The sequence below is a fragment of the Desulfothermus naphthae genome (assembly GCF_054657475.1).
Genome location: NZ_BAAHYQ010000002.1, coordinates 293447 through 317606 on the forward strand (window position 1 = coordinate 293447; position 24160 = coordinate 317606).

The following is a 24160-nucleotide window of genomic DNA, read 5'->3' on the forward strand; positions in this document are numbered from 1 at the left end:
ATCGGATGTATCTAGCACAGATACATCCCTTTAAATTTTCTACAGATTTTTCAGGTATCTATTTTTTCAGATTAAGTTCATAAATCAAAATTATAGTTCTTTTTTTTCTAAAACCAACAGGACCAGGGTGGGTATTTATTCCAAGGTAAAGTTCTTTTTCAGAATCATTATCTATATCCTTTATTCCATAGTCCATTATAGAACCTTTTATGGTCTTTGTTTTCCACAAAATATTCAACCCCACACCATCCCATGTCAGGGCATGTATTTGGCCCTCTGGAAATTCTCTGTATCTGGAGAAGAACATAGATGATAGAGACATATTGTGAGCAACAATTAATTCAAATTGTCCATTTCTTTCAAGATCATAGCATATAAGTCTTGTTGGGACATAATACATATTTTTGGGATCTGTTACGTTTGCCCCTAGACCTGGCAAGGCATTGGATGTGATAATTGCAATGGAGGAACTAGCATAAGGTTTACTTGTTTTATATAATAAATTTAAATCATTTGAAAAGACCTTTAACCTATCAGAAGAATCGGCTATTATCACTTTATAGGATTCTTTTTCTGGCAGGTAAGTAAAATTAAATACATTGGAGTGTTGCGGAAGATTGATCTTTTCACCTAGTTGATATTTTCCTCCTATTGAAACCACTTCATGTACACCTCTAGCAAAAATACTTCCGATTCCAGATTTCTGGCCAACGAGCCTTTTGGAAAAATCTGGTGGAATCCTTTTAACATTCAAGAAAAATTTTAATCTTTCCTGTTTTATTTTAAATTTATTATTTTTAAAAGTCATTACTAAAGAACTGGGCGATCCGCCTCTATCTACAGCAGAGATAAATATTTCTGCATATCCATCTCTATTTGAATCAAAAACATTTAAATTAAGGCTATTTAAATTTTTCCCAAAATCTCGTTCGCCCAGTTTTTTTAGTTTTCCTTTTATAAGCATATATGCATAAACCTTATGATGAGACAAAATAAATACCTCATTTTTGCCATCGCCATTTCCATCTCCAATATCCACTCCAACCATCTCAAATGGTAATGACTGTGTCCTGATATATTCTTTCTGGTAAGTTGTGGCCGAGCCAATGTATTCAAATGAGGGATTCAACTTATAAGTTTCAGCCAAACTCTCTTGTTTGTTTTGATTTTTTTTTGTCCTTGTCTTTATTCCTAAAATTCTATTTTTAATAGACATCACACCTTCATCAAACTTAGTGAGTAACTCATCTTGTGAAGCAGATATGTTATGAGTAAAAGACTTTCCCTTTTTATTTTGCACATTTATGTCTATACTGATGTTGGTACCCACTACTGTGACATCTCCAAAAATAAGAAGATCTAGCTCATTTTCTTGTATTAACTTTGTGTAATCTTTACTTGGATGTTCTATTTTTACAAACTCCAATTTAGATGGAGTGGATAACCTTGAAATTAACATTGACTGAATACCTTGGGAAAGATACCTGAATTCCCTTGGGCCATTAACCTTAAAAGGGAGAACAGAAAATTTTTTGATTTGAGCTGTATACCCATAATTACCAATAAAAAATATTATAAATATAAAAACTAATCTTTTCATTTTATATCCTCCAAAAACAAACAATTGTCTTAATTTTGACGAAAAGGGCTATACCATTTCTCATCTTTAAGGTAAAGAAGATTTTAAAAGACACAGTTTTTAGTCTTGAAATAAGAACCTGGAATGAAATTAAAATTTAATATTAACAGTTTTATTCAGCCCAAAGACAGAGAAAAAAAGACCCAATAAAAGGACTTGTAAAATTTTCAATTAAGAGTTATATAGCTTCTTCTTGATTCTAACTGGTGGTTTTTTTGAATTAATTGAAAAAAAAATTGGGGGTATTAAATATGAAGGAAAAAATTCATCCTAAGTTGTATAAGGCAGTTTACAAGTGTGCCTGTGGTTTTGAAATTGAGACCCTATCTACAAGGGGTGAAGAGGTCCATGTTGAGATTTGCTCTAACTGTCATCCTTTTTACACAGGTAAACAGCGTTTTGTGGATACTGCTGGTAGGATAGATAGATTTAAGAAAAAGTATAACCTTAAGTAAGAGCATTTATTTTTGTGGGCAGAGATACAAACATTTTTTCTTGTAACAGGATTAAAGAGAATAGCCAGACTAAGAATCTACAAACTTGGTAAAGGTATCTCCGAATCTCTGCTTTTTGCAGGGAGAGGAGGAGAGGGTAGTGTGAACCTGCCCAGAGGGATAAGGGGAGGAGAGGTCTATCAAACTCCCTTAGAAGTTCCGTCCCTAAGGGCGGAGTAGTTCACAAAATAGGTTTTTGTTCATAGAGTAAGAGCATGAACATAATATCAAAACTCGATGAAATTGAACAAAGCTATATTGAGCTTGAGAAGAAATTAAGTTCTCCAGATGCCTTTTCTGATAAAGAAAAATATAAAGAAATGGCTAAGTCCCATGCTGAGTTAGAAGAAATCGTACACACTTATAGAGAATATAAGTCCGCAGTAGAAGAATTAAAGGAAAATAAAGAATTAGTAAAAGATAGTGACCCTGATATCAGAGAATTGGCAAGATCTGAGATTGAATCCCTTGAGAAAAAGATTCAAAAACTTGAGCACAAATTAAAGATTCTACTTATTCCAGAGGATCCTCTAGATAAAAGATCTGTTATCTTAGAGCTTCGGGCGGGAACAGGAGGTGAAGAGGCAGCCCTTTTTGCTGCAGATTTGCTTCGCATGTATACTCGTTATGCAGAAAAAAATAAATGGAAGGTAGAATTAGTAGATGCCCATAGAACTGGAGCAGGGGGATTTAAAGAGGTAATTGTCAATATCACTGGTGACAAGGTGTATAGTAAGTTAAAGTTTGAATCAGGGGTACATCGTGTCCAGCGTGTCCCTGTTACAGAATCTCAGGGCAGGATTCATACCTCTGCTGTCACGGTAGCTGTTTTACCTGAAGCAGAAGAAGTAGATGTTGAAATTGATCCAAAGGATTTGAGGATTGACGTGTTCAGGGCCTCAGGTCCAGGGGGACAGAGTGTAAATACTACAGATTCAGCTGTGAGAATTACCCATATCCCTACTGGTATTGTGGTAACCTGTCAGGATGAAAAATCCCAGCATAAAAATAAAGCAAAGGCACTGAAGGTTCTTCGTTCAAGACTCCTACAATTAAAACAAGAAGAAGCAAAACAAAAACAAGATGAAACAAGAAGGGCCCAGGTGGGAACAGGAGATAGGTCTGAACGAATAAGGACCTATAATTTCCCTCAAGGTAGAGTGACAGATCATCGCATAAATCTTACTACTTATAATCTGGAGGGAATTTTAAATGGTGATTTGGAAGAGATTATTGAGCCCCTAATCCAATACGATCAAGCACAGAAAGTTAAAGAATTAGTTGCTTAAAAAATGAGCAACAAACTGAAGTAAACTTCAAAAATAGGTCGTAAAGGTAAGTTTAAGTAGGTTTAATTCAGGCAATAGTGATATCTATTCAAGAGTATTTAGAAAAGTGTAAAGTCTATTTAAGAGAGAAAAAAGTAGACTCGCCTGAGCTATGTGCAGAATTAATATTTGCCCATTGTCTCAATTTGACCCGCCTAGATGTTTTAATCAGTAGGAAGAACCTTACCATAGATGAAATAAAAAATATTTCCAGATTAATAAAGAGAAGGGGAGGGGGTGAACCCCTTGCCTATATCCTGGGTAAAAAAGAATTTTATGGCAGGGATTTTTTTGTAAATTCCACTGTACTTATTCCAAGACCATGCACAGAGACTATCATAGATTTGTGTAAAAAATTTTACGGGAACAAGGATAATATTTTATTTTTAGATGTGGGAATAGGTTCTGGTAATCTAGCAATAACCCTTGTCTTGGAATTTGAAAATTTTCTGGGGATTGGAGTGGATCTATCAGGTGATTCTCTAAAAATTGCCCGGAAAAATATAGAAATCTATGGGGTTTCAAAGAGACTTATATTAGTAAATTCTGATTTGATCTCATGCATTAAATTCAACAGCCTGGATCTTATAGTTACTAATCCTCCCTACTTGTCTCCTCAAATGATAGCTGCAGCTGATGTTGAAGTAAAAGATTATGAACCTTACATGGCTTTATTTGGAGGACAGACGGGGCTTGAAATCCCAAAAAAGATTCTTATTCAGGCAGAGGATGTTTTAAAAAGGGGAGGACGGATTTTAATGGAATTGGATTCTTCTCAAATAAAAGAGATAAAGTTATTTTTGAAAAATAGAAGGTGTTGGGAAGATGTGTTTTCTCATAAGGATTTAGCAGGTAATTTGAGAGTAGTCTCAGCTAAATTAATTTGAAGTGTGTGGAATTTTCCTCAATGTGTGGGTGATAGCCCACATTTACCTGTTTCTAAAAGTTAAGATTTTTAAAAGATTACCAGAGGAATATTTTTTGCATAATGACCATCGGAGGTGGTATTATGATGGAAAAGACGATAAAAAGTGCGGTTAAGTGTAAAGGTCAGGGATTACATACAGGGAGGAAGGCAAGTGTGATCTTCCATCCCGCTCCAGAAGGTTGGGGGGTAGTTTTTTTAAAAAAAGTAGGTAATAAACTTGTATATATAAAAGCTGATGTAAACAATGTTGTCTCAACAGATTATGCTACTAATATTGGTTCAAATGGAGAGATGATAGGTACAGTGGAACATGCCCTGGCAGCAATTAGGGGATTAGGTATTAATAATGTGATTGTAGAGGTAAAGGGTGATGAACTGCCAGTCCTAGATGGAAGTGCAAAGCCATTTGTAGAGTTGTTAGAATCTGCTGGAATATGTTCTACTAATAGACCCAAGGTAAAATATTTATTAAAGAAATCTATTATTTGGGGTGATTTTAAAAGGTGGATAAGGGCCTATCCTGCCAGAGGATTTAAGGTTGATTATATTATAGATTTTTCTGGTACGCCAATTGGCAAGCAGGCCTTTTTTTATACCCACTCATCAAAAGAGTTTAGACAACATATAGCTCCAGCCCGAACATTTGGTTTTTTAAATATAGTGTATGAGATGCAAGAAAAGGGATTAGCTTTAGGTGGTTCATTGGATAATGCTGTTGTATTTGATGACAGGGGTGTTTTGAATAGTGATGGTTTAAGATTTGAAGATGAACCTGTAAGACATAAACTCCTTGATTTTATAGGGGATCTTAGTCTTCTAGGCGGAGAAATAGAAGGATATTTTCAGGTATATTGTTCTGGACATGCATTTAATGCAAGCTTTGTTAGGTATTTATTTGAGCACCGTCATGAATTTTTAGATACTGTTTCACAAATTCCTTCCAAAATGGGTAGAGGATATGTATATGAGCGTATATTCGCTACCCATAATTAACTAAAAAAAATTCTAATTTTTTACTTGCATTTTTTAAAAGAAGTGTTTATAAAAATCTTCTGTTGCTGGCGTAGCTCAATTGGTAGAGCAGCTGACTTGTAATCAGCAGGTTGCGGGTTCAAGTCCCACCGCCAGCTTTGTTTAGGAGGGGTTCCCGAGTGGACAAAGGGAGCAGACTGTAAATCTGCCGGCTGACGCCTTCGGTGGTTCGAATCCACCCCCCTCCATCAAAGACACAAGCGGGAATAGCTCAATTGGCTAGAGCACCAGCCTTCCAAGCTGGGGGTTGCGGGTTCGATTCCCGTTTCCCGCTTTTTTTGTCTTTAAGGTTAGGCCCACGTAGCTCAGGAGGTGGAGCACTTCCTTGGTAAGGAAGAGGTCACCGGTTCAAGTCCGGTCGTGGGCTTAAACATTTTTGAGGCAGGCGTTAAATAGGGGAAGCACAAATTTAGATCATTATCCAAGCAGGGGGTTTTTATGGGGAAGGAGAAGTTTGAGAGGCGGAAGCCACATGTAAACATAGGGACCATAGGTCACATAGATCATGGTAAGACCACGTTGACAGCGGCGATAACAAAGCAGTTGAGTTTGAAGTATGGGACAGCTGAGTATGTACCATTTGATGAGATAGACAAGGCACCGGAGGAGAAGGAGAGGGGAATAACCATAGCCACAGCGCATGTTGAGTATGAGACACCGAATAGGCATTATGCGCATGTGGATTGTCCGGGTCATGCTGACTATATAAAGAACATGATAACAGGTGCGGCTCAGATGGATGGTGCGATATTGGTAGTAGCAGCCACAGATGGACCAATGCCCCAGACAAGGGAGCATATATTGCTAGCGAGGCAGGTAGGGGTTCCGAGTATAGTGGTATTTTTGAACAAGGTAGATTTAGTAGATGATGAGGAATTGTTGGAGTTGGTAGAGTTAGAGGTGAGGGAACTTCTTAGTCAGTATGATTTTCCAGGGGATGATGTGCCAGTAATACATGGTAGTGCATTGAAGGCATTAGAGAGTGATGATCCAGATAGTGAAGATGCGAAGTGTATATTTGAGTTAATGGATGCGGTAGATTCCTATATACCTGAGCCAGTGAGGGAGATAGACAAGCCATTTTTGATGCCAATAGAGGATGTGTTTAGTATATCAGGAAGGGGGACGGTAGTAACAGGTAGGATAGAGCGTGGAGTTGTGAAGGTAGGAGATGAGGTAGAGATAGTAGGATTAGGTGAGACAAAGAAGACAGTGGTAACGGGTGTAGAGATGTTTAGGAAGACCTTGGATCAGGGACAGGCAGGAGACAATGTAGGGATATTGTTAAGGGGAATAAAGAGGGATGAGGTAGAGCGAGGTCAGGTAGTGGCTCAGCCAGGGAGTATAACGCCGCACACGAAATTTAAGGCAGAGGTATATGTGTTAAAGAAGGAAGAGGGAGGTCGTCACACACCATTTTTCACAGGATATAGACCGCAGTTTTATTTTAGGACAACAGATGTGACAGGAGTGATAAAGTTAGAAGAGGGAGTAGAGATGGTGATGCCTGGCGACAATGCCCAATTTGAGGTGGAGTTGATAGCGCCGATAGCCATGGAGAAGGGACTGAGGTTTGCGATAAGAGAAGGTGGAAGAACTGTTGGAGCAGGTGTAGTTTCGGAGATATTGGAGTAAGAAAATGAGAATTAAAGTACAACTACGTTGCACTGAGTGTAAGTCAAAAAATTATTCTACTACAAAAAATAAGAGAAATACAGCTAAGTTGGAGCTGAGGAAGTTTTGTCCAAGATGTGGAAAGCATGTAATCCATAAGGAAACAAAATAAAAAAGCTTTTAGCGCAGGCCAGTAGCTCTAATTGGCAGAGCGTCGGACTCCAAATCCGGTGGTTGGGGGTTCGAATCCCTCCTGGCCTGCCAATTTTTTTTGTGTGTGATTATGAAAAAAAATAAAAAGAAATCATCCCAAAGTAAAAAGAATCCTATTCAAAGATTTATAGAATTCTTTGAAGAATCCAAGATAGAGATGAAAAAGGTGGCTTATCCTTCCCAGAAGCAGACAATAGCCATCTGTACATCGGTCTTGGTGTTGGTTTTAATTGTTTCTGTCTATTTAGGGATTGTTGATATAATCCTATCAAAAATAGTTCAAGTCATTTTGTCTTAAAAAAACAAAGTTAAGGGCACTATGGAAGAAAAAAAGCAACAAGCCAAATGGTATATTGTGCAAACTTTAACTGGGTGTGAATATAAAGTAGAGAAGACTATACGGGAGATGATTAAGAGGGGCAAAGCCAAGGACTATATTGAAGATGTGGTAGTTCCAACTGAAAAGGTGGTTGAGATGGTAAGGGGTCAAAAAAAGACCACAACGAGAAAATTTTATCCAGGATACGTCCTTGTTAAAATGGTGTTGACCGATGAGTCGTGGCATATGGTGAGGCAAATACCAAAGGTCACTGGTTTTATTGGTCATAGGACTAGACCTGTACCTCTTAAAGATTCTGAGGCAGAAGCCTTGCTAAAACTCATTGAACAAAGACAGGAACAACCGAGGCCAAAGTATGATTTTCAGCCAGGAGATAGGGTGTTGGTCATAGATGGGCCATTTGCAAATTTTGATGGATACGTTGAAGAAGTAAACCAGGATAAGGGGACACTAAAAGTAAGCGTTTCAATTTTTGGAAGGAGTACTCCAGTAGAACTGGACTTTGTCCAGGTATCAAAGACACAGTAATTAGCACCTTAGATTATGTGAATCTATGGTGCGAGGATTAATCCAGAAGTGAAGGAAGGAGATTATGGCAAAGAAAGAAATAGCAAAGATTAAGTTGCAGATTCCTGCTGGATCAGCTAATCCGTCACCACCTGTAGGACCTGCTTTAGGTCAGCATGGTGTAAATATTATGGAGTTTTGTAAGGCCTTTAATGCAAAGACCTCTGATCAAAAGGGCATGATTATACCAGTTGTAATAACCGTTTACCAGGATAGGTCCTTTACATTTATCACAAAGACTCCTCCTGCATCTGTGTTGCTTAAAAAGGCAGCAAAAGTAGATAAGGGTTCTAGTGAGCCGAAAAAGGATATTGTGGGTAAGGTTACAATGCAGCAAGTGGAAGAAATTGCAAAGATAAAGATGCCTGATTTGAATTGTACCGACCTTGATGCTGCAGTTAGGACCATAATTGGAACTGCCCGTTCAATGGGTATTGAAGTTGTTAAATAATGGGGTATAATCATGGCAAAAAAAAGAGGAAAAAAATATTTAGAAGCAAAGAAAAAGGTAGAGAATAGAAGGTATGAATTAGATGAGGCTATTAAGTTAGCACTGGATATAGCCTTTGCCTCCTTTGATGAGACAGTGGATGTTGCTGTGCGACTAGGTGTTAATCCCAAATATTCTGACCAAATGGTCAGAGGAGGAATTGCATTGCCCCATGGCCTGGGTAAACAGATAAGGGTTATTGCCTTTTGTAAAGGGGAAAAACAACAAGAAGCCCAGGAAGCTGGGGCTGATGTGGTAGGTGCAGAGGACCTAATTCAGAAAATTCAGGATGGTTGGCTCGAATTTGACAAGGCAGTTGCAACTCCTGATATGATGTCTCAGGTTGGTAAGGTGGGAAGGATATTAGGTCCTAGAGGACTTATGCCAAACGCCAAGACAGGTACTGTAACCTTTGATATAGGGAAGGCAATATCTGAATTAAAAAAAGGTATGGTTGAATATAAGGTGGATAAGGCTGGCATAATACACGCCCCTGTTGGTAAGGTCTCCTTTGGAGCTGAGAAGCTTAAGGAGAATATCCAGGCATTACTTGATAGTATCAATAAAGCAAAACCACAGAGTGTGAAAGGGGCATATTTTCTTGGTATGGCTATATCCACAACAATGGGGCCAGGAATAAAAATAGACACAACAAAGATACCAAGTTACATTGAATAAAATCTCGTTAAAAAATAAAAAAATATGCATAAAAGCATATAAGAGTCAAAGACAGCAGGTGGCATTCAAGCCTTAATTGCCTGCCGAGACCGGCTTTGGCTCTTTATATTGGGAGGTGGAAGTGAGTAAGACACGTAAAGAAAAGGCAGAACTAATACAAAAAATAAAGCAAAGGGTTGAAAAGGCAAGTATAATCCTTGTTACTGATTTTAAAGGACTTACAGTTGAGGAAATGGAAGCATTAAGGGGGATGTTGAGAGAAAAGGGTGTGGAATTTCAAGTTGTTAAAAATACGCTTGCACAACGTGCCTTAAAGGGAAGTCAATTTGAGATCTTGGCGGATCAACTGAAAGAGAATTGTGCCTTTGCCTTTGGATATGATGATCCAGTGGTAGCTGCAAAGGTGCTAGGCGAGTACAAGAAAAAGAACAAGGATTTTAAGATCAAGTTTGGAGCCTTTGAGGGTGAGTTGCTTGATGAGGCAAGGATTGAACAATTGTCAAAACTTGCTTCTAAACAAGAGATGTTATCTCAGATGTTGTGTACATTAAATGCTGTACCAACGAATTTTGTGTGTCTTTTTGCCAACTTGCTCAGAGGTTTATTATACGCCCTCCAAGGCATAAAAGACCAAAAACAAAGTTAAAGGAAGCCAAAGCCCAAAATATTTTAAGGAGGAACAGATGTCAGAGATTACAAAGGAACAAGTCATTGAATTTATTTCAAACATGACAGTATTAGAGTTAGCCGAGTTTATTAAAGAATTAGAAGAAAAATTTGGAGTTTCAGCAACTCCAGTAGCAGCAGTAGCCGGCGTTGCAGCTCCAGGAGGCGAAGCAGGGGGTGCTCAGGAAGAAGAAAAGACAGAATTTGACGTAGTCTTAAAAGAGGTTGGCGGTAATAAAATCGCAGTTATTAAGGCGATTAGGGCGCTAACTTCATTGGGTCTTAAAGAAGCTAAGGCCAAGGTAGATGAAGTACCATCTGTAATCAAAGAAGGAGTATCCAAGGAAGAAGCAGAAGAAGCCAAGAAGCAGCTTGAAGAAGCTGGTGCAACTGTTGAGCTTAAATAATATTAAGAAAAAAAGGTGGCAGGATTTTTTGTCCTTGCTGCCTTTTTTATTTCCCCCCAAGCGGTTTGTATCTCTCCGTTTATTGTAAAGTTAAAAGTTAATGATTTATATCAAAAATTTTTAAAATTTAAGTCCAATCCATATATTTAAGGTGAAATTATGGGAAAACTTATAAAGAAGTTTGGAAAGATAAAAGAAGTTTTAGATACTCCATATCTCTTACAGCTTCAAAAGGAATCTTATAGGGAATTTTTACAAAAGGATGTGCCTCCTGCAAGTAGAAGGGAGGATATAGGTCTTGAAGCAGCTTTCAGATCAGTATTTCCCATAGAAGATTTTTACAAAACTGCCCGCCTGGAATATGTTAGTTATGAGATTGGCGAACCAAAATATGATGTAAAGGAATGTTTAATTAAAGGACTTACCTATGAAGCCCCTATAAGATTAAAAGTGCGTTTAATTGTATATGATATTGACGAAGAGACAGAGACTCGTTCTATTCGTGATATAAAGGAACAAGATATTTATTTTGGTACTATTCCCCTTATGACAGATAGGGCTACTTTTATAATTAATGGTACAGAGCGTGTAGTGGTAAATCAGCTTCAGCGTTCACCAGGTATTTTATTTGATCACGATGCAGGAAAAACCCATGCCAGTAAAAAGGTGTTGTATAATGCCAGAATAATCCCAATGCGTGGATCATGGTTGGACTTTGAATTTGATCACAAGGATATACTCTATGTTAGAATAGATAGACGCAGAAAGATGCCAGCAACTATTCTTTTTAAGGCAATGGGGCTGACAAAAGAGGAAATTTTAAACTATTTCTATGATACTGAAATTTATAAAATTGTAGGAGATAAAGTTTATAGAGAGGTTAAAAAAGAATTTTTTAGAAGGGAAAGGTTATTTAGTGATGTCTATGATAATGAAGGAAATATCTTATTTCACAAAGGGAGTGAGTTAAATAAGGCCATGTGGGCTGTTTTGGTCAATAAAGGAGTTGAGTGGTTAGAGGTGGATCCCCACACTCTTCAAGATGAATATATTGCAGAAGAAATAGTGGATGAGGATACAGGAGAAGTACTAGCTAGTGTTGGTGACAGGATGACTCCAGAACTCTTAGATATTTTGTCTAATAGAGGAGAATATCTTCTTAAGGTGTTTCATACTAAAGGTTTGGACATATCAGATTCAATTTTAAAGACCTTGGAAGTTGATAGAACTATTGACCAACAAAGTGCTCAAGTAGAGATTTATAGACGTCTTAGGCCGAGTTCTCCACCAACCCCTGATGTGGCAAAGACATTTTTCGAAAATATCTTTTCGAATCCAGATTATTATGACCTTTCAATAGTTGGGAGATATAAGTTAAATAAACGGTTGGGCCACAATCTGCCAATGGATCTCAGGGTGCTTACTAATGAAGACATATTGCTCACAGTAAAGAAGTTAATCAGGCTCAAAGACACCCATGGACCAGCAGATGATATAGATCACCTTGGAAATAGAAGAGTGAGATCAGTTGGTGAACTGGTGGAAAATCAGTTTAGGATTGGACTGGTCAGAATGGAGCGTGCCATAAAAGAGAGAATGAGCCAGCAAGAAGTTGCCACCCTAATGCCCCATGACCTTATTAATCCAAAGCCAGTCATAGCAGTGGTCAAGGAATTTTTTGGTACTTCCCAGCTTTCTCAATTTATGGATCAGACAAATCCTTTGTCTGAAGTAACACACAAAAGAAGGCTCTCTGCCCTTGGTCCTGGTGGTCTTACTAGAGAACGTGCTGGATTTGAGGTCAGAGACGTTCATCCCAGTCATTATGGAAGGATTTGTCCCATTGAAACTCCTGAAGGTCCAAATATTGGTCTTATTGTTTCTCTAACTACATATGCGAAAGTAAATAAATATGGTTTTATTGAGACCCCTTATCTCAAAGTTGAAAATGGAAAGGTAACAGATGAAATTGCATATATGGATGCCCAGGAGGAAGAAAATCATATAATTGCACAGGCTACAGACCAAATAGATGAGGATGGAAATATAATTCCTGACAAGATCCCAGCTAGGGAACAGGGTGAATTTGTGGTTGTAGATAAAAAACGGGTGACCTTAATGGATATTTCACCTAGACAAATTGTGTCTGTATCTTCTTCCCTTATTCCTTTTTTAGAACACGATGATGCAAACAGGGCCCTTATGGGATCAAACATGCAACGACAGGCAGTACCACTTCTTATCAGTGAACCACCTCTGGTTGGCACAGGAATGGAATCCATAGTAGCCACTGATTCTGGTAATTGCCTTCTGGCAGAAGGGGATGGAGTTGTAGAATATGTTGATTCTCAAAAGATTATTATAAGATACGACGATGAATCCATTGCACCTGAAACATGTGGAGTCAAAATTTATGAGTTGGAGAAGTTTCAAAAGTCAAATCAAAACAGCTGTTATAATCAGACTCCTATTGTTGAAATTGGTCAAAGGATATCTAAAAGGCAGATGCTTGTTGATGGTCCTTGTATAAAGGATGGAGAGCTGGCCCTGGGAAAGAATCTAATAGTGGCCTTTATGCCCTGGGGTGGGTATAATTTTGAGGATGCTATTTTATTGTCTGAAAGGTGTGTTAAGGACGATGTTTTTACTTCTATCCATATAGAAGAATTTGAAGTGGTTGCGAGGGATACAAAGTTAGGACCAGAAGAGATTACCAGGGACATTCCAAATGTAAGCGAAGATATGTTAAAAGATTTAGATGAAAGTGGTATAATTAGAATTGGTGCCAAGGTAAAGCCAGATAGTATCCTTGTTGGGAAGATCACTCCAAAGGGAGAGACTCAGCTAACTCCTGAAGAACGGCTCTTAAGAGCAATTTTTGGGGACAAGGCCAGAGATGTAAAGAACACCTCCCTCAAAGTTCCTCCAGGAATAGAAGGTACTGTCATAGATGTGCAGGTCTTTAACAGGAGGTCTACAGAAAAGGATGAGAGGAAAAAAGAAATAGAAGCTGAGGAGTTAAAGGAGATTGATAGAAAGGAACAGTTGCATATAAAAGGGATAACAGCTGCTATTCGGGAAAAACTATGGAAGGTGATTAAAGGTAAAAATCTTGCCAAGACTATAGTTAAGCAGGAAAAAGGAAAGGTTTGGGCAGAAGCTAACAAGCCGTTAAAAAAATCAGTGTTTGAATCTATTCCTTTGAAAAAATTAAAAGGGGCCTTTTCAAACAAAGAAGTAAATGAAGAGGTTGACGAAATAATTAAGGAATACAACAAAAAGATCCAATTTGTTCAAAATATATATGAGAAGAAGCGGGCCAAGGCAGTTGAGGGAGATGATCTTCCGCCTGGCGTAATTAAGATGGTAAAGGTATATATTGCCATTAAACGGAAAATAAGTGTTGGCGATAAGATGGCTGGAAGACACGGAAACAAAGGTGTTGTGTCCTGTATCTTGCCAGAAGAGGATATGCCATTTTTTAAAGATGGAACCCCTGTTGATATAGTCTTAAACCCTTTAGGTGTTCCTTCAAGGATGAATATAGGACAGATCATGGAGACCCATCTTGGTTGGGGATTAAAAGAACTGGGAGAACAACTTGCTGAAATGGCGAAAAAGGCCGTTGATATAGATAAACTGAGACAGGAAGTTAAAGCTATATTTGATTCAAAGGAAATTAATGATATTATAGACGAGATGGACGATGAGGAATTTCTAGAGGAGGTTAAGTCGCTAAAAAAGGGTATCCAGGCAAAAACCCCTGTTTTTGATGGTGCTACTGAAGAAGAGATCTGGAAACTCCTTAAAAAGGCCGGGCTTCCAGATGATGGTAAAGTTGTTCTCTATGATGGTAGAACAGGAGAACCTTTTTATAGTCCAGTTACAGTAGGTTATATTTATATGATGAAATTACATCATCTGGTTGATGAAAAGATACATGCCCGTTCTACTGGTCCATACTCCTTGGTGACACAACAACCTCTAGGTGGAAAGGCCCAGTTTGGTGGTCAGAGGTTAGGCGAGATGGAGGTTTGGGCCTTGGAAGCTTATGGAGCAGCTTACTTATTACAGGAGTTTTTGACTGTTAAGTCAGATGATGTCCATGGTAGGGTGAAAATGTATGAGAATATTGTACGAGGACAAAACTATCTGACCTCAGCTATGCCAGAATCATTTAATGTATTAGTAAAAGAATTGATGGCTCTAGCACTTGATGTGGAACTCATTGTGGATAAGAGAAAAAAACAAAGTTTAAAGAAAAAGATAGATGTAATTGATTAAAGATATAGTAAATAGTCCCTTGAAATAAAACTTTTTTCAAGGAGAAGAAAAAATTATGTCCTTAGATGAACTTTATACAATGCAAAGTGGTACTGATGTTCAAGTAACATCGCAAGATTTAATAGGCATAAAAATATCCATGGCCTCTCCAGAAAAGATAAGGGAATGGTCTTATGGAGAGGTTAAAAAACCTGAAACCATTAATTATAGGACCTTTAAGCCTGAAAGAGATGGACTTTTTTGTGCCAAGATCTTTGGACCTGTGAAAGACTATGAGTGTAATTGTGGAAAATACAAGAGGATGAAACACAGGGGTATTGTGTGTGAAAAGTGTGGAGTTGAAGTTATATCTTCCAAGGTAAGAAGGGAGAGAATGGGTCATATAGAGCTAGCTGCGCCCGTGGCTCATATATGGTATTTAAAATCTGTGCCTTCTAAGATAGGTGTTCTTTTGGATATGACCATGGCAGAGGTAGAAAAGGTCCTCTATTTTGAATCTTATGTGGTTATAGATCCAAAACAGACCTCTTTAAAAAAGAAACAGCTTTTAACAGAGGATCAATATGTTCAAATATTGGAGAAATACGGAGAAGATGCTGTTTCAGTTGGAATGGGTGCTGAGGCGATCAAAGTACTTTTAGAGGAGATAGATCTGGAAAAACTCAGAGATGAATTAAAACAAGAGACCTTTAATACCAAATCAATAAATAAGAAGAAAAAAATAACCAAAAGGCTAAAAATAGTTGAGGCCTTTTTGGAGTCTGGTAATAAACCAGAATGGATGATATTAGAAGTACTGCCAGTTATTCCACCAGATTTAAGACCCCTGGTACCTTTAGATGGAGGAAGGTTTGCAACCAGTGATTTAAATGACCTCTACAGACGTGTAATTAATAGAAACAATAGATTAAAACGGTTGTTAGAATTAGGAGCACCTGATATTATTATTAGAAATGAAAAAAGGATGCTTCAGGAGGCTGTGGATGCCCTTTTAGACAACGGCCGGCGTGGCAAGGCAATTACTGGAACAAATGGACGTCCCTTAAAATCATTAAGTGATATGATAAAGGGGAAACAGGGAAGATTTAGACAGAATCTCCTTGGAAAAAGGGTTGATTATTCAGGCAGATCTGTGATTGTTGTTGGCCCGAAACTAAAGCTGCATCAATGTGGTCTTCCAAAAAAAATGGCCCTGGAGCTGTTTAAACCCTTTATTTACCATAAGTTAGAAGAAAAAGGATATGCCTCCACTATAAAGAGTGCAAAGAGGATGGTTGAGCGAGAAGATGTGGTTGTATGGGATGCACTGGAAGAGATTGTTAAAGAATATCCTATACTTCTAAATAGAGCTCCTACTCTTCACAGGCTGGGAATTCAGGCATTTGAGCCTTTACTTGTGGAAGGCAAGGCAATTCAGCTGCATCCATTAGTATGTACTCCTTACAATGCAGATTTTGATGGTGATCAAATGGCTGTGCATGTTCCCCTATCCATTGAGGCCAGAATAGAGTGTAGAGTGCTTCTTATGTCAACCAATAATATTTTATCTCCAGCAAATGGAAATCCTATAATACTCCCATCGCAGGATATAGTTTTAGGGCTTTATTTTATGTCGCTTATAAGGTCATTTGAACCAGGTGAAGGAAAGATTTTTTCAGATCCAGAGGAAGTGATTGCTGCTTATGATGCGGGAGTTATTTCCATACATGCAAAAATAAAAGTAAGAATGGATGGAAAATTGGTTGAGACCTGTGCAGGTAGGGTTCTGATAGGGCAACTTCTACCTAAAGAAGTCCCTTTTGAATTGGTAAATTGTGTTATGAATAAAAAGAGTATCGCGCGATTAGTTGCAGAGGCATATCATCGTGCAGGGACCAAAGCCACAGTGATTTTATGTGATAAATTGAAGGATCTTGGATTTGAATATGCAACAAGGGCGGGAGTAACAATTTCTGTTAAAGATTTAAAATTACCATCAAAGAAAAAAGAGATCATTGAAGCTGCCAGGCGGGAGGCTGAGGAAATTTTAAATCAGCATAGAGAAGGTATAATTACCAGAACAGAGAGATATAATAAAGTAGTTGATGTTTGGACCAAGGCCACCAATGAGGTTGCCAAGATGATGATGGAAGAAATTTCCAAAGATATCTTGGTCGATCCCAAGACAGGCGAAGAGGTAGAAAATGACAGCCTGAACCCGATTTATATGATGAGCCATTCAGGATCTAGAGGTAATCCTGATCAGATGAGGCAGCTCGCTGGAATGAGAGGCCTTATGGCTAAACCTTCTGGAGAGATTATTGAAACTCCAATTATCTCGTCTTTTAGAGAAGGATTGTCTGTGTTGGAATACTTTACATCTACCCATGGTGCAAGAAAAGGTCTTGCAGATACAGCCCTTAAAACAGCAAACTCTGGATATCTTACCAGAAGATTGGTAGATGTAGTTCAGGATGTAATTGTCTCTGAATTAGATTGCGGAACTGTTGACGGAATTGAGATTACAAGGGAAATCAAACCAGGAGAAGTTCAAGAAGAGCTTTTTAGTAGGGTGTTGGGTAGAATAGCCCTAATGGATATTTTACATCCAGAGACTGGTGAGGTATTGGTGCCTGCCAACACCATGATTGATGAAGAAAAGGCCAGGCTTATTGATGAGATAGGAATAAATTCGGTAATAATCAGGTCTGTTTTAACCTGTCAGAGTAAAAGAGGTGTATGCGCTTATTGTTATGGAAGAGATTTGGCCAGGGGACATCTTGTTAATGTAGGAGAGGCTGTTGGTATAATTGCAGCCCAATCCATTGGTGAGCCTGGAACACAGCTAACAATGCGTACCTTTCATATTGGTGGTACTGCATCTAAAGAGATTGAACAATCTTCAATAGTTGCCCGCTATTCTGGAAGGATCACCTTTAATGGAGTGAGGACAGTAGAAAACAGAGAAGGTAATTTATTAGTTATTGGTAGAAATGGTCAAATTGGAATTGTTGACGAACAAGGCAGAGAACGAGAAAGATATACTTTGCCAATTGGTGCAAGATTACACGTTAAAAGGGATGATATGGTGAAAAAAGGGCAACTTATTGCAGAGTGGGATCCATTTCAAGAACCATTTATTGTAGATGTGGATGGTATTGTTCACTATAGTGATATTGTAGAGGGAATGACATATGAGGAAAAGGTGGATGAAATAACAAATAAGGCTACTAAAACCATAGTTGAATACAGATCCACTAATTACAGACCAAGTATTTCCATTACAGATGAAAATGGAGAAGTAAAAAACAGACCCAACTCTTCACTCGAGGCAGTGTATTATTTGCCAGTGGGTGCGATTTTGATGGTTGAAGAAGGTCAGAGGGTGCATGCTGGTGATATTATAGCCAGAAAACCAAGAGAAACTGCAAAAATAAAAGATATTGTTGGTGGTCTTCCAAGGGTAGCAGAACTATTTGAAGTAAGAAAGCCAAAGGAAATGGCCATTATATCTGAGATAGACGGAGTAGTTAGCTTTGGTCCTGATATTAAGGGCAAGCGTAGAATTATTGTAACTCCAGAGACAGGAGATCCCAAGGAATATCTGGTGCCAAAGGGAAGACATATCTTAGTACAAGAGGGTGATTATGTGAAAGCTGGGGACTTTTTAACTGAAGGTTCCCCAGAACTCCATGATTTATTAAAAATAAAAGGTGAAAAATTCCTGGCAAAATATCTTGTTGATGAGATCCAGGAGGTATATAGATATCAGGGAGTAAATATTAACGATAAACATATAGAGATAATTGTTCGTCAGATGCTCAGGAAGGTAAATATTGTGGATCCTGGAGATACCAATTTTCTTATTGGTGAGCATGTGGAAAAGCATAAATTTTTAGAAGAAAACATGAAGGCAGTAGAAAAAGGTCTAAGACCTGCAGTGGCTGAACCACTTGTTTTGGGAATTACTCAGGCTTCTCTTTCCACTGAATCGTTTATTTCAGCAGCTTCATTTCAAGAAACTACAAAGGTTTTGACAGAAGCTGCCCTTCAAGGGAAGGTGGATTACTTAAGAGGACTGAAAGAAAATGTCATTGTTGGAAGATTGATCCCAGCAGGTACAGGATTTAGGTCTTACCTTAATCTTGAAATTGAGGTTCCTGAACAACCAGAGAATCCGGAGCTATTTTTAGATGAACTGAAAAAGGAGTTATGGAGTGAAGAGGAAGAATATTAGAAAAATAATTACCCACAATGGATATTCAGTGATTGACACTATATAGAAAATAGGTTAAGTAAACCATCTTTTGAACGCTTGTTTAGGGAGTTATCTTTAGTTATCTTACAGAAGGAGGCCATATATGCCCACTATAAATCAACTAGTGAGGAAGGGGCGTGAGAAGGTAAAGTCTTCAAAAAAGAGGGCTGCGCTGCAAGGATGTCCACAGAAAAGAGGGGTTTGTGTAAGGGTTTATACTACTACTCCCAAAAAGCCTAACTCAGCTCTCAGAAAGGTAGCCAGGGTAAGGTTGACAAATGGCATAGAGGTTACCTGCTATATTCCAGGTGAAGGGCATAATTTGCAGGAACATTCTGTTGTGCTGGTGAGGGGCGGGCGTGTTAAAGACCTTCCTGGTGTACGTTATACAATTATTCGTGGAGCCCTTGATGCTGCAGGAGTTCAGGATCGTAGAAAGAGTAGATCTAAATATGGTGTAAAGAGACCAAAATAGTTTTTAAGGAGATTTAAGATATGCCTCGTAAAGGACCTGTACCAAAAAGAGAAATTTTGCCAGACCCAAGGTATAAGAGTAAATTAGTGGCCAAGTTTATCAACGGTGTTATGAGAGATGGAAAAAAGAGTGTTGCTGAAAAAATTGTCTATAAAGCCATGGATGAATTGGCAAAAAATACTTCGGATGAACCTCTGGCAGCTTTTGAAAAGGCCATAAACAATGTCAAGCCAGAGGTTGAGGTAAAGCCAAGAAGGGTTGGAGGGGCTACATATCAAGTCCCAGTGGAGGTAACTCCCCATAGACAACTTATTCTGGCAATCAGGTGGTTAATCCAATCTGCAAGGAGTCGTGGTGAAAAAGGCATGGTCAAAAGGCTTAGTGCTGAACTTACTGACGCCTATCATAATAAGGGTATTGCAATCAAGAAAAAGGAAGATACCCACAGAATGGCAGAAGCCAACAAGGCCTTTGCGCATTATAGGTGGTAAGAGGTGAGATGTGGGAAGAATAGTTCCAATTGATAAGCAGCGAAATATCGGTTTTATGGCACATATAGATGCGGGAAAAACTACTACAACAGAACGTATTCTATTTTATACTGGTGTGTCCCATAAAATTGGTGAAGTCCATGATGGTGAAGCCATTATGGACTTTATGGCCCAGGAACAGGAAAGAGGTATTACTATAACATCTGCTGCAACAACCTGTTTTTGGAAGGGATATAGAATAAATATAATTGATACACCGGGACACGTTGATTTTACAGTAGAAGTGGAAAGGTCTCTTAGGGTGTTAGATGGGGTTGTTGCAGTTTTTTGTGCTGTGGGCGGTGTTGAGCCTCAGTCTGAAACAGTGTGGAGACAGGCAGATAAATATAAGGTGCCAAGACTTGCCTTTGTAAATAAAATGGATAGGGTGGGGGCTGATTATTTCCGGGTAATTGATATGATTAAGGAGCGTCTAAAGGCAAAACCAGTACCCATTCAAATACCCATAGGCAAAGAAGAAAATTTTAAAGGGGTCATAGATTTAATTCATGGTCAGGCCATGTATTTTGATGAACAAACCCTTGGAAAAAAGACCTATTCAGATAATATACCAGAAGAGCTACTTAAAGATACAGAGTATTGGCGGAGTTATCTGGTAGAAGCAGTTGCAGAAGAAGATGATGAATTATTGGAGCTATATTTATCTGGAGAGGAGATACCAATTGAAAGATTAACTCAAGCAATTCGGAAGAGTACAATTAATCTTAAAATATGCCCTGTATTTTGTGGAGCTGCCTTTAAAAATAAGGGTATACAACCCCTATTAGATGGAATAATAGACTTTTTACCTTCGCCAGTTGATTTGCCACCTATTGAAGGAATTAGAGCTGATACCGGGGAAAAGGTTGTTTGTGAGTGTAGAGATGATGCACCAGTGAAGGCTTTTGCATTTAAATTAATGACCGACCCATATGTAGGGCATCTAACCTTTCTTAGAGTATATTCTGGCCACATAGCAACAGGGATGAGTCTTGTAAATACGACAAATATGAAAAAGGAGCGAATTGGAAGGCTCCTAAAAATGCACGCCAATAAGAGGGAGGAGATAAAAGAGGCCTGGGCTGGTGATATTGTGGCTGCAGTGGGTCTTAAGAGTGTTGCTACAGGTGACACCCTATGTGATCCAAAGGAGCCAGTAATCCTTGAAAATATAGATTTTCCTGAACCAGTTATAGACGTTGCCATAGAGCCCAAGACAAAGTCTGATAGAGATAATTTGTCTGCTGCACTTGCAAAGCTCACCAAGGAAGACCCTTCTTTTAAAGTCAAAACAGATGAAGAAACAGGACAGACTATTATTTCAGGAATGGGTGAGCTTCATATAGAGATTATAGTTGACCGCTTGATTAGAGAGTTTAAAGTTGATGCTAATGTGGGACAGCCAAAGGTGGCCTATAGGGAGACAATAACCAGGTCAGCAAAAAGTGAAGCAAAGTTTATAAAACAGACTGGTGGTAGGGGACAATATGGACATGTAGTGATTGAAGTAGAGCCTGCACCAGGTGAAGGGTATGTATTTCAAAATTCTATTGTAGGTGGAGTAATACCCAAAGAATATATACCTGCTATAGATAAAGGCATCAAAGATGCATTGCTAAGTGGTGTTCTTGCCGGTTATCCAGTGATTGATCTTAAGGTAAATCTGGTGTTTGGTTCATATCATGAGGTGGATTCCTCTGAACAGGCCTTTTATGTGGCTGGCTCAATGGCTATAAAGGATGCTTGTTTAAAGGCTTCGCCTGTACTTTTAGAACCTATTATGTTAGTAGAAGTCCTCTGTCCAGAGGAATACGTAGGTGAGGTTATGGGTGATTTAAATAGTAGGCGGGGTAAGATATTAGGAATGGAATCCAGGTTAGGTATCCAGATAGTGAGGGCTTATGTTCCTTTAAAGGAAATGTTTGGATATTCAACAGTAATAAGGACCCTGACTCAAGGTAGGGCAAATTTTACAATGCAATTTGATCACTATGAAAAAGTACCAACAACAGTAGCAGAAGAAATTATAAGAACCAGGGGGTAGTTATGGGGAAGGAGAAGTTTGAGAGGCGGAAGCCACATGTAAACATAGGGACCATAGGTCACATAGATCATGGTAAGACCACGTTGACAGCGGCGATAACAAAGCAGTTGAGTTTGAAGTATGGGACAGCTGAGTATGTACCATTTGATGAGATAGACAAGGCACCGGAGGAGAAGGAGAGGGGAATAACCATAGCCACAGCGCATGTTGAGTATGAGACACCGAATAGGCATTATGCGCATGTGGATTGTCCGGGTCATGCTGACTATATAAAGAACATGATAACAGGTGCGGCTCAGATGGATGGTGCGATATTGGTAGTAGCAGCCACAGATGGACCAATGCCCCAGACAAGGGAGCATATATTGCTAGCGAGGCAGGTAGGGGTTCCGAGTATAGTGGTATTTTTGAACAAGGTAGATTTAGTAGATGATGAGGAATTGTTGGAGTTGGTAGAGTTAGAGGTGAGGGAACTTCTTAGTCAGTATGATTTTCCAGGGGATGATGTGCCAGTAATACATGGTAGTGCATTGAAGGCATTAGAGAGTGATGATCCAGATAGTGAAGATGCGAAGTGTATATTTGAGTTAATGGATGCGGTAGATTCCTATATACCTGAGCCAGTGAGGGAGATAGACAAGCCATTTTTGATGCCAATAGAGGATGTGTTTAGTATATCAGGAAGGGGGACGGTAGTAACAGGTAGGATAGAGCGTGGAGTTGTGAAGGTAGGAGATGAGGTAGAGATAGTAGGATTAGGTGAGACAAAGAAGACAGTGGTAACGGGTGTAGAGATGTTTAGGAAGACCTTGGATCAGGGACAGGCAGGAGACAATGTAGGGATATTGTTAAGGGGAATAAAGAGGGATGAGGTAGAGCGAGGTCAGGTAGTGGCTCAGCCAGGGAGTATAACGCCGCACACGAAATTTAAGGCAGAGGTATATGTGTTAAAGAAGGAAGAGGGAGGTCGTCACACACCATTTTTCACAGGATATAGACCGCAGTTTTATTTTAGGACAACAGATGTGACAGGAGTGATAAAGTTAGAAGAGGGAGTAGAGATGGTGATGCCTGGCGACAATGCCCAATTTGAGGTGGAGTTGATAGCGCCGATAGCCATGGAGAAGGGACTGAGGTTTGCGATAAGAGAAGGTGGAAGAACTGTTGGAGCAGGTGTAGTTTCGGAGATAATTGAATAGGAGTAAGGAACATGGTGAATATGCAAAGTGACAGAATAAGAATCAAACTAAAGGCTTATGATTATAGAATTTTGGACAAGGCGGTCCGAGAGATAGTAGAGTCTGCTAGAAATACAGGAGCTGCTGTGGCAGGTCCTATACCCTTACCAACACGGATTCATAAGATAACTGTGAACAGATCAGTTCATGTTAATAAAAAATCTAGGGAACAATTTGAGATCAGGATACATAAGAGGTTGCTAGATATTTTAGAACCTACCCAGCAGACTGTGGATGCCTTGGGCAAGCTCAGCTTACCCGCGGGTGTTGATGTAGAGATCAAACTCTAATGGGGCAAATTTTTTTGAGGGGTTATTTATGAAGGGTTTAGGATTAATAGGAAAAAAGCTAGGTATGACAACAATTTTTGCTCGTGATGGAAGGCGAGTACCAGTAACTGTCCTCAAGGTGGGTCCTTGTCCAATTATCCAGATAAAGACAAAAGAGAAAGATGGTTATGAGGCCCTACAATTGGGGTTTGAGCCTATTAAAGAGAAAAAAGTAAACAAACCATTGAAGGGCCATCAACAAAAAGCAGGAAAGGGTTTTTACAGATTTTTAAAAGAGTTTAGAGTAGATAAGTTAGATGACTATGAGCTAGGACAAGAACTCACTGTAGATCTTTTCAGAGTTGGTGAAAAGGTCAAAATTACTGGGGTATCTAAAGGACGCGGTTTTGCAGGGGTTATGAAGAGATGGAATTTTGGAGGATCTCCAGACTCTCATGGTCATCACAAGGTACATAGGGCTCCAGGATCAATAGGACAATGTGCAGATCCATCGCGAGTATTTAAGGGAAAAAGAATGCCTGGACATATGGGGAACAGGCAGCATACTTATAAAAATATAGAAATCATGGATGTAAGGCATGAAGATGGATTAATATTAGTGAAGGGTCAAGTGCCTGGAGCAAAGAATTCAATCATTTACATTCGTAAGCAGGATTGAGGTGGATA

General features: G+C 38.9%; 22 protein-coding genes and 5 tRNA genes. 26 read left to right on the forward strand and 1 reads right to left on the reverse strand.

What is annotated here, in order from left to right; translation table 11 throughout:
* Positions 1 to 58: 58 nt before the first annotated feature.
* Complete coding sequence (locus tag ACYQ1E_RS10805) at positions 59 to 1600, reverse strand: FG-GAP-like repeat-containing protein (protein ID WP_459879127.1); 1542 nt, start codon at positions 1598 to 1600, stop codon at positions 59 to 61.
* A 290-nt stretch (positions 1601 to 1890) separates the two neighbouring features.
* On the opposite strand from ACYQ1E_RS10805, the gene rpmE reads away from it, so the two are divergent.
* The 26 genes from rpmE to rplC all read left to right on the forward strand — a co-directional run bounded on the left by rpmE (position 1891) and on the right by rplC (position 24152).
* A complete protein-coding gene (rpmE, locus tag ACYQ1E_RS10810; RefSeq protein ID WP_459879129.1) occupies positions 1891 to 2094 on the forward strand; it encodes a 50S ribosomal protein L31 in 204 nt (67 codons plus the stop codon).
* A gap of 12 nt (positions 2095 to 2106) precedes the next feature.
* Positions 2107 to 2313 (forward strand): hypothetical protein, encoded by a 207-nt coding sequence (locus ACYQ1E_RS10815; RefSeq protein WP_459879131.1) that lies wholly within the window; start codon positions 2107 to 2109, stop codon positions 2311 to 2313.
* Between the two features lie 41 nt (positions 2314 to 2354).
* Entirely contained in the window at positions 2355 to 3422 is a 1068-nt protein-coding gene (gene prfA / locus ACYQ1E_RS10820) for a peptide chain release factor 1 (RefSeq protein WP_459879360.1), read from the forward strand.
* Between the two features lie 77 nt (positions 3423 to 3499).
* Positions 3500 to 4348: a peptide chain release factor N(5)-glutamine methyltransferase gene (gene prmC, locus ACYQ1E_RS10825; protein WP_459879133.1), complete on the forward strand. Its 849-nt coding sequence runs from the start codon at positions 3500 to 3502 to the stop codon at positions 4346 to 4348.
* 122 nt (positions 4349 to 4470) lie between these two features.
* Complete coding sequence (gene lpxC, locus ACYQ1E_RS10830; protein ID WP_459879135.1) at positions 4471 to 5382, forward strand: UDP-3-O-acyl-N-acetylglucosamine deacetylase; 912 nt, start codon at positions 4471 to 4473, stop codon at positions 5380 to 5382.
* Positions 5383 to 5446: 64 nt separating this feature from the next.
* Positions 5447 to 5519, forward strand: a tRNA-Thr gene (locus tag ACYQ1E_RS10835).
* 7 nt (positions 5520 to 5526) lie between these two features.
* A tRNA-Tyr gene (locus ACYQ1E_RS10840) sits at positions 5527 to 5609 on the forward strand.
* A 12-nt stretch (positions 5610 to 5621) separates the two neighbouring features.
* A tRNA-Gly gene (locus tag ACYQ1E_RS10845) sits at positions 5622 to 5695 on the forward strand.
* Between the two features lie 20 nt (positions 5696 to 5715).
* Positions 5716 to 5788, forward strand: a tRNA-Thr gene (locus ACYQ1E_RS10850).
* 71 nt (positions 5789 to 5859) lie between these two features.
* On the forward strand, positions 5860 to 7056 hold the full coding sequence (tuf, locus tag ACYQ1E_RS10855; RefSeq protein ID WP_459879137.1) for an elongation factor Tu: 1197 nt from the start codon (positions 5860 to 5862) through the stop codon (positions 7054 to 7056).
* 4 nt (positions 7057 to 7060) lie between these two features.
* A complete protein-coding gene (gene rpmG, locus ACYQ1E_RS10860; protein WP_459879139.1) occupies positions 7061 to 7207 on the forward strand; it encodes a 50S ribosomal protein L33 in 147 nt (48 codons plus the stop codon).
* A 15-nt stretch (positions 7208 to 7222) separates the two neighbouring features.
* Positions 7223 to 7299 (forward strand) — tRNA-Trp (locus tag ACYQ1E_RS10865).
* Positions 7300 to 7318: 19 nt separating this feature from the next.
* Positions 7319 to 7546: a preprotein translocase subunit SecE gene (gene secE, locus ACYQ1E_RS10870; RefSeq protein WP_459879141.1), complete on the forward strand. Its 228-nt coding sequence runs from the start codon at positions 7319 to 7321 to the stop codon at positions 7544 to 7546.
* 21 nt (positions 7547 to 7567) lie between these two features.
* Positions 7568 to 8116: a transcription termination/antitermination protein NusG gene (gene nusG / locus ACYQ1E_RS10875; RefSeq protein WP_459879143.1), complete on the forward strand. Its 549-nt coding sequence runs from the start codon at positions 7568 to 7570 to the stop codon at positions 8114 to 8116.
* A gap of 64 nt (positions 8117 to 8180) precedes the next feature.
* Positions 8181 to 8606 carry a 50S ribosomal protein L11 gene (rplK, locus tag ACYQ1E_RS10880; RefSeq protein WP_459879145.1) on the forward strand — a complete coding sequence of 142 codons (426 nt, stop codon included), beginning with the start codon at positions 8181 to 8183 and terminating at the stop codon, positions 8604 to 8606.
* A 12-nt stretch (positions 8607 to 8618) separates the two neighbouring features.
* The gene (gene rplA / locus ACYQ1E_RS10885; RefSeq protein ID WP_459879147.1) at positions 8619 to 9323 is read left to right on the forward strand and encodes a 50S ribosomal protein L1; all 705 of its coding nucleotides are present in this window, start codon (positions 8619 to 8621) and stop codon (positions 9321 to 9323) included.
* 121 nt (positions 9324 to 9444) lie between these two features.
* The gene (rplJ, locus tag ACYQ1E_RS10890; protein WP_459879149.1) at positions 9445 to 9969 is read left to right on the forward strand and encodes a 50S ribosomal protein L10; all 525 of its coding nucleotides are present in this window, start codon (positions 9445 to 9447) and stop codon (positions 9967 to 9969) included.
* A gap of 37 nt (positions 9970 to 10006) precedes the next feature.
* Positions 10007 to 10396, forward strand: coding sequence for a 50S ribosomal protein L7/L12 (gene rplL / locus ACYQ1E_RS10895; protein ID WP_459879151.1), 390 nt, complete (start codon positions 10007 to 10009; stop codon positions 10394 to 10396).
* Positions 10397 to 10555: 159 nt separating this feature from the next.
* Positions 10556 to 14680, forward strand: coding sequence for a DNA-directed RNA polymerase subunit beta (gene rpoB, locus ACYQ1E_RS10900; protein ID WP_459879153.1), 4125 nt, complete (start codon positions 10556 to 10558; stop codon positions 14678 to 14680).
* A 55-nt stretch (positions 14681 to 14735) separates the two neighbouring features.
* Positions 14736 to 18896: a DNA-directed RNA polymerase subunit beta' gene (rpoC, locus tag ACYQ1E_RS10905; protein WP_459879155.1), complete on the forward strand. Its 4161-nt coding sequence runs from the start codon at positions 14736 to 14738 to the stop codon at positions 18894 to 18896.
* A 124-nt stretch (positions 18897 to 19020) separates the two neighbouring features.
* On the forward strand, positions 19021 to 19392 hold the full coding sequence (rpsL, locus tag ACYQ1E_RS10910) for a 30S ribosomal protein S12 (protein WP_459879157.1): 372 nt from the start codon (positions 19021 to 19023) through the stop codon (positions 19390 to 19392).
* A 20-nt stretch (positions 19393 to 19412) separates the two neighbouring features.
* Complete coding sequence (gene rpsG, locus ACYQ1E_RS10915) at positions 19413 to 19883, forward strand: 30S ribosomal protein S7 (RefSeq protein WP_459879159.1); 471 nt, start codon at positions 19413 to 19415, stop codon at positions 19881 to 19883.
* 10 nt (positions 19884 to 19893) lie between these two features.
* Positions 19894 to 21966: an elongation factor G gene (gene fusA / locus ACYQ1E_RS10920; RefSeq protein WP_459879161.1), complete on the forward strand. Its 2073-nt coding sequence runs from the start codon at positions 19894 to 19896 to the stop codon at positions 21964 to 21966.
* Between the two features lie 2 nt (positions 21967 to 21968).
* On the forward strand, positions 21969 to 23165 hold the full coding sequence (gene tuf / locus ACYQ1E_RS10925; protein WP_459879163.1) for an elongation factor Tu: 1197 nt from the start codon (positions 21969 to 21971) through the stop codon (positions 23163 to 23165).
* Positions 23166 to 23176: 11 nt separating this feature from the next.
* Positions 23177 to 23494, forward strand: coding sequence for a 30S ribosomal protein S10 (rpsJ, locus tag ACYQ1E_RS10930; RefSeq protein WP_459879165.1), 318 nt, complete (start codon positions 23177 to 23179; stop codon positions 23492 to 23494).
* A 28-nt stretch (positions 23495 to 23522) separates the two neighbouring features.
* The gene (gene rplC / locus ACYQ1E_RS10935; protein WP_459879167.1) at positions 23523 to 24152 is read left to right on the forward strand and encodes a 50S ribosomal protein L3; all 630 of its coding nucleotides are present in this window, start codon (positions 23523 to 23525) and stop codon (positions 24150 to 24152) included.
* Positions 24153 to 24160: the final 8 nt, after the last annotated feature.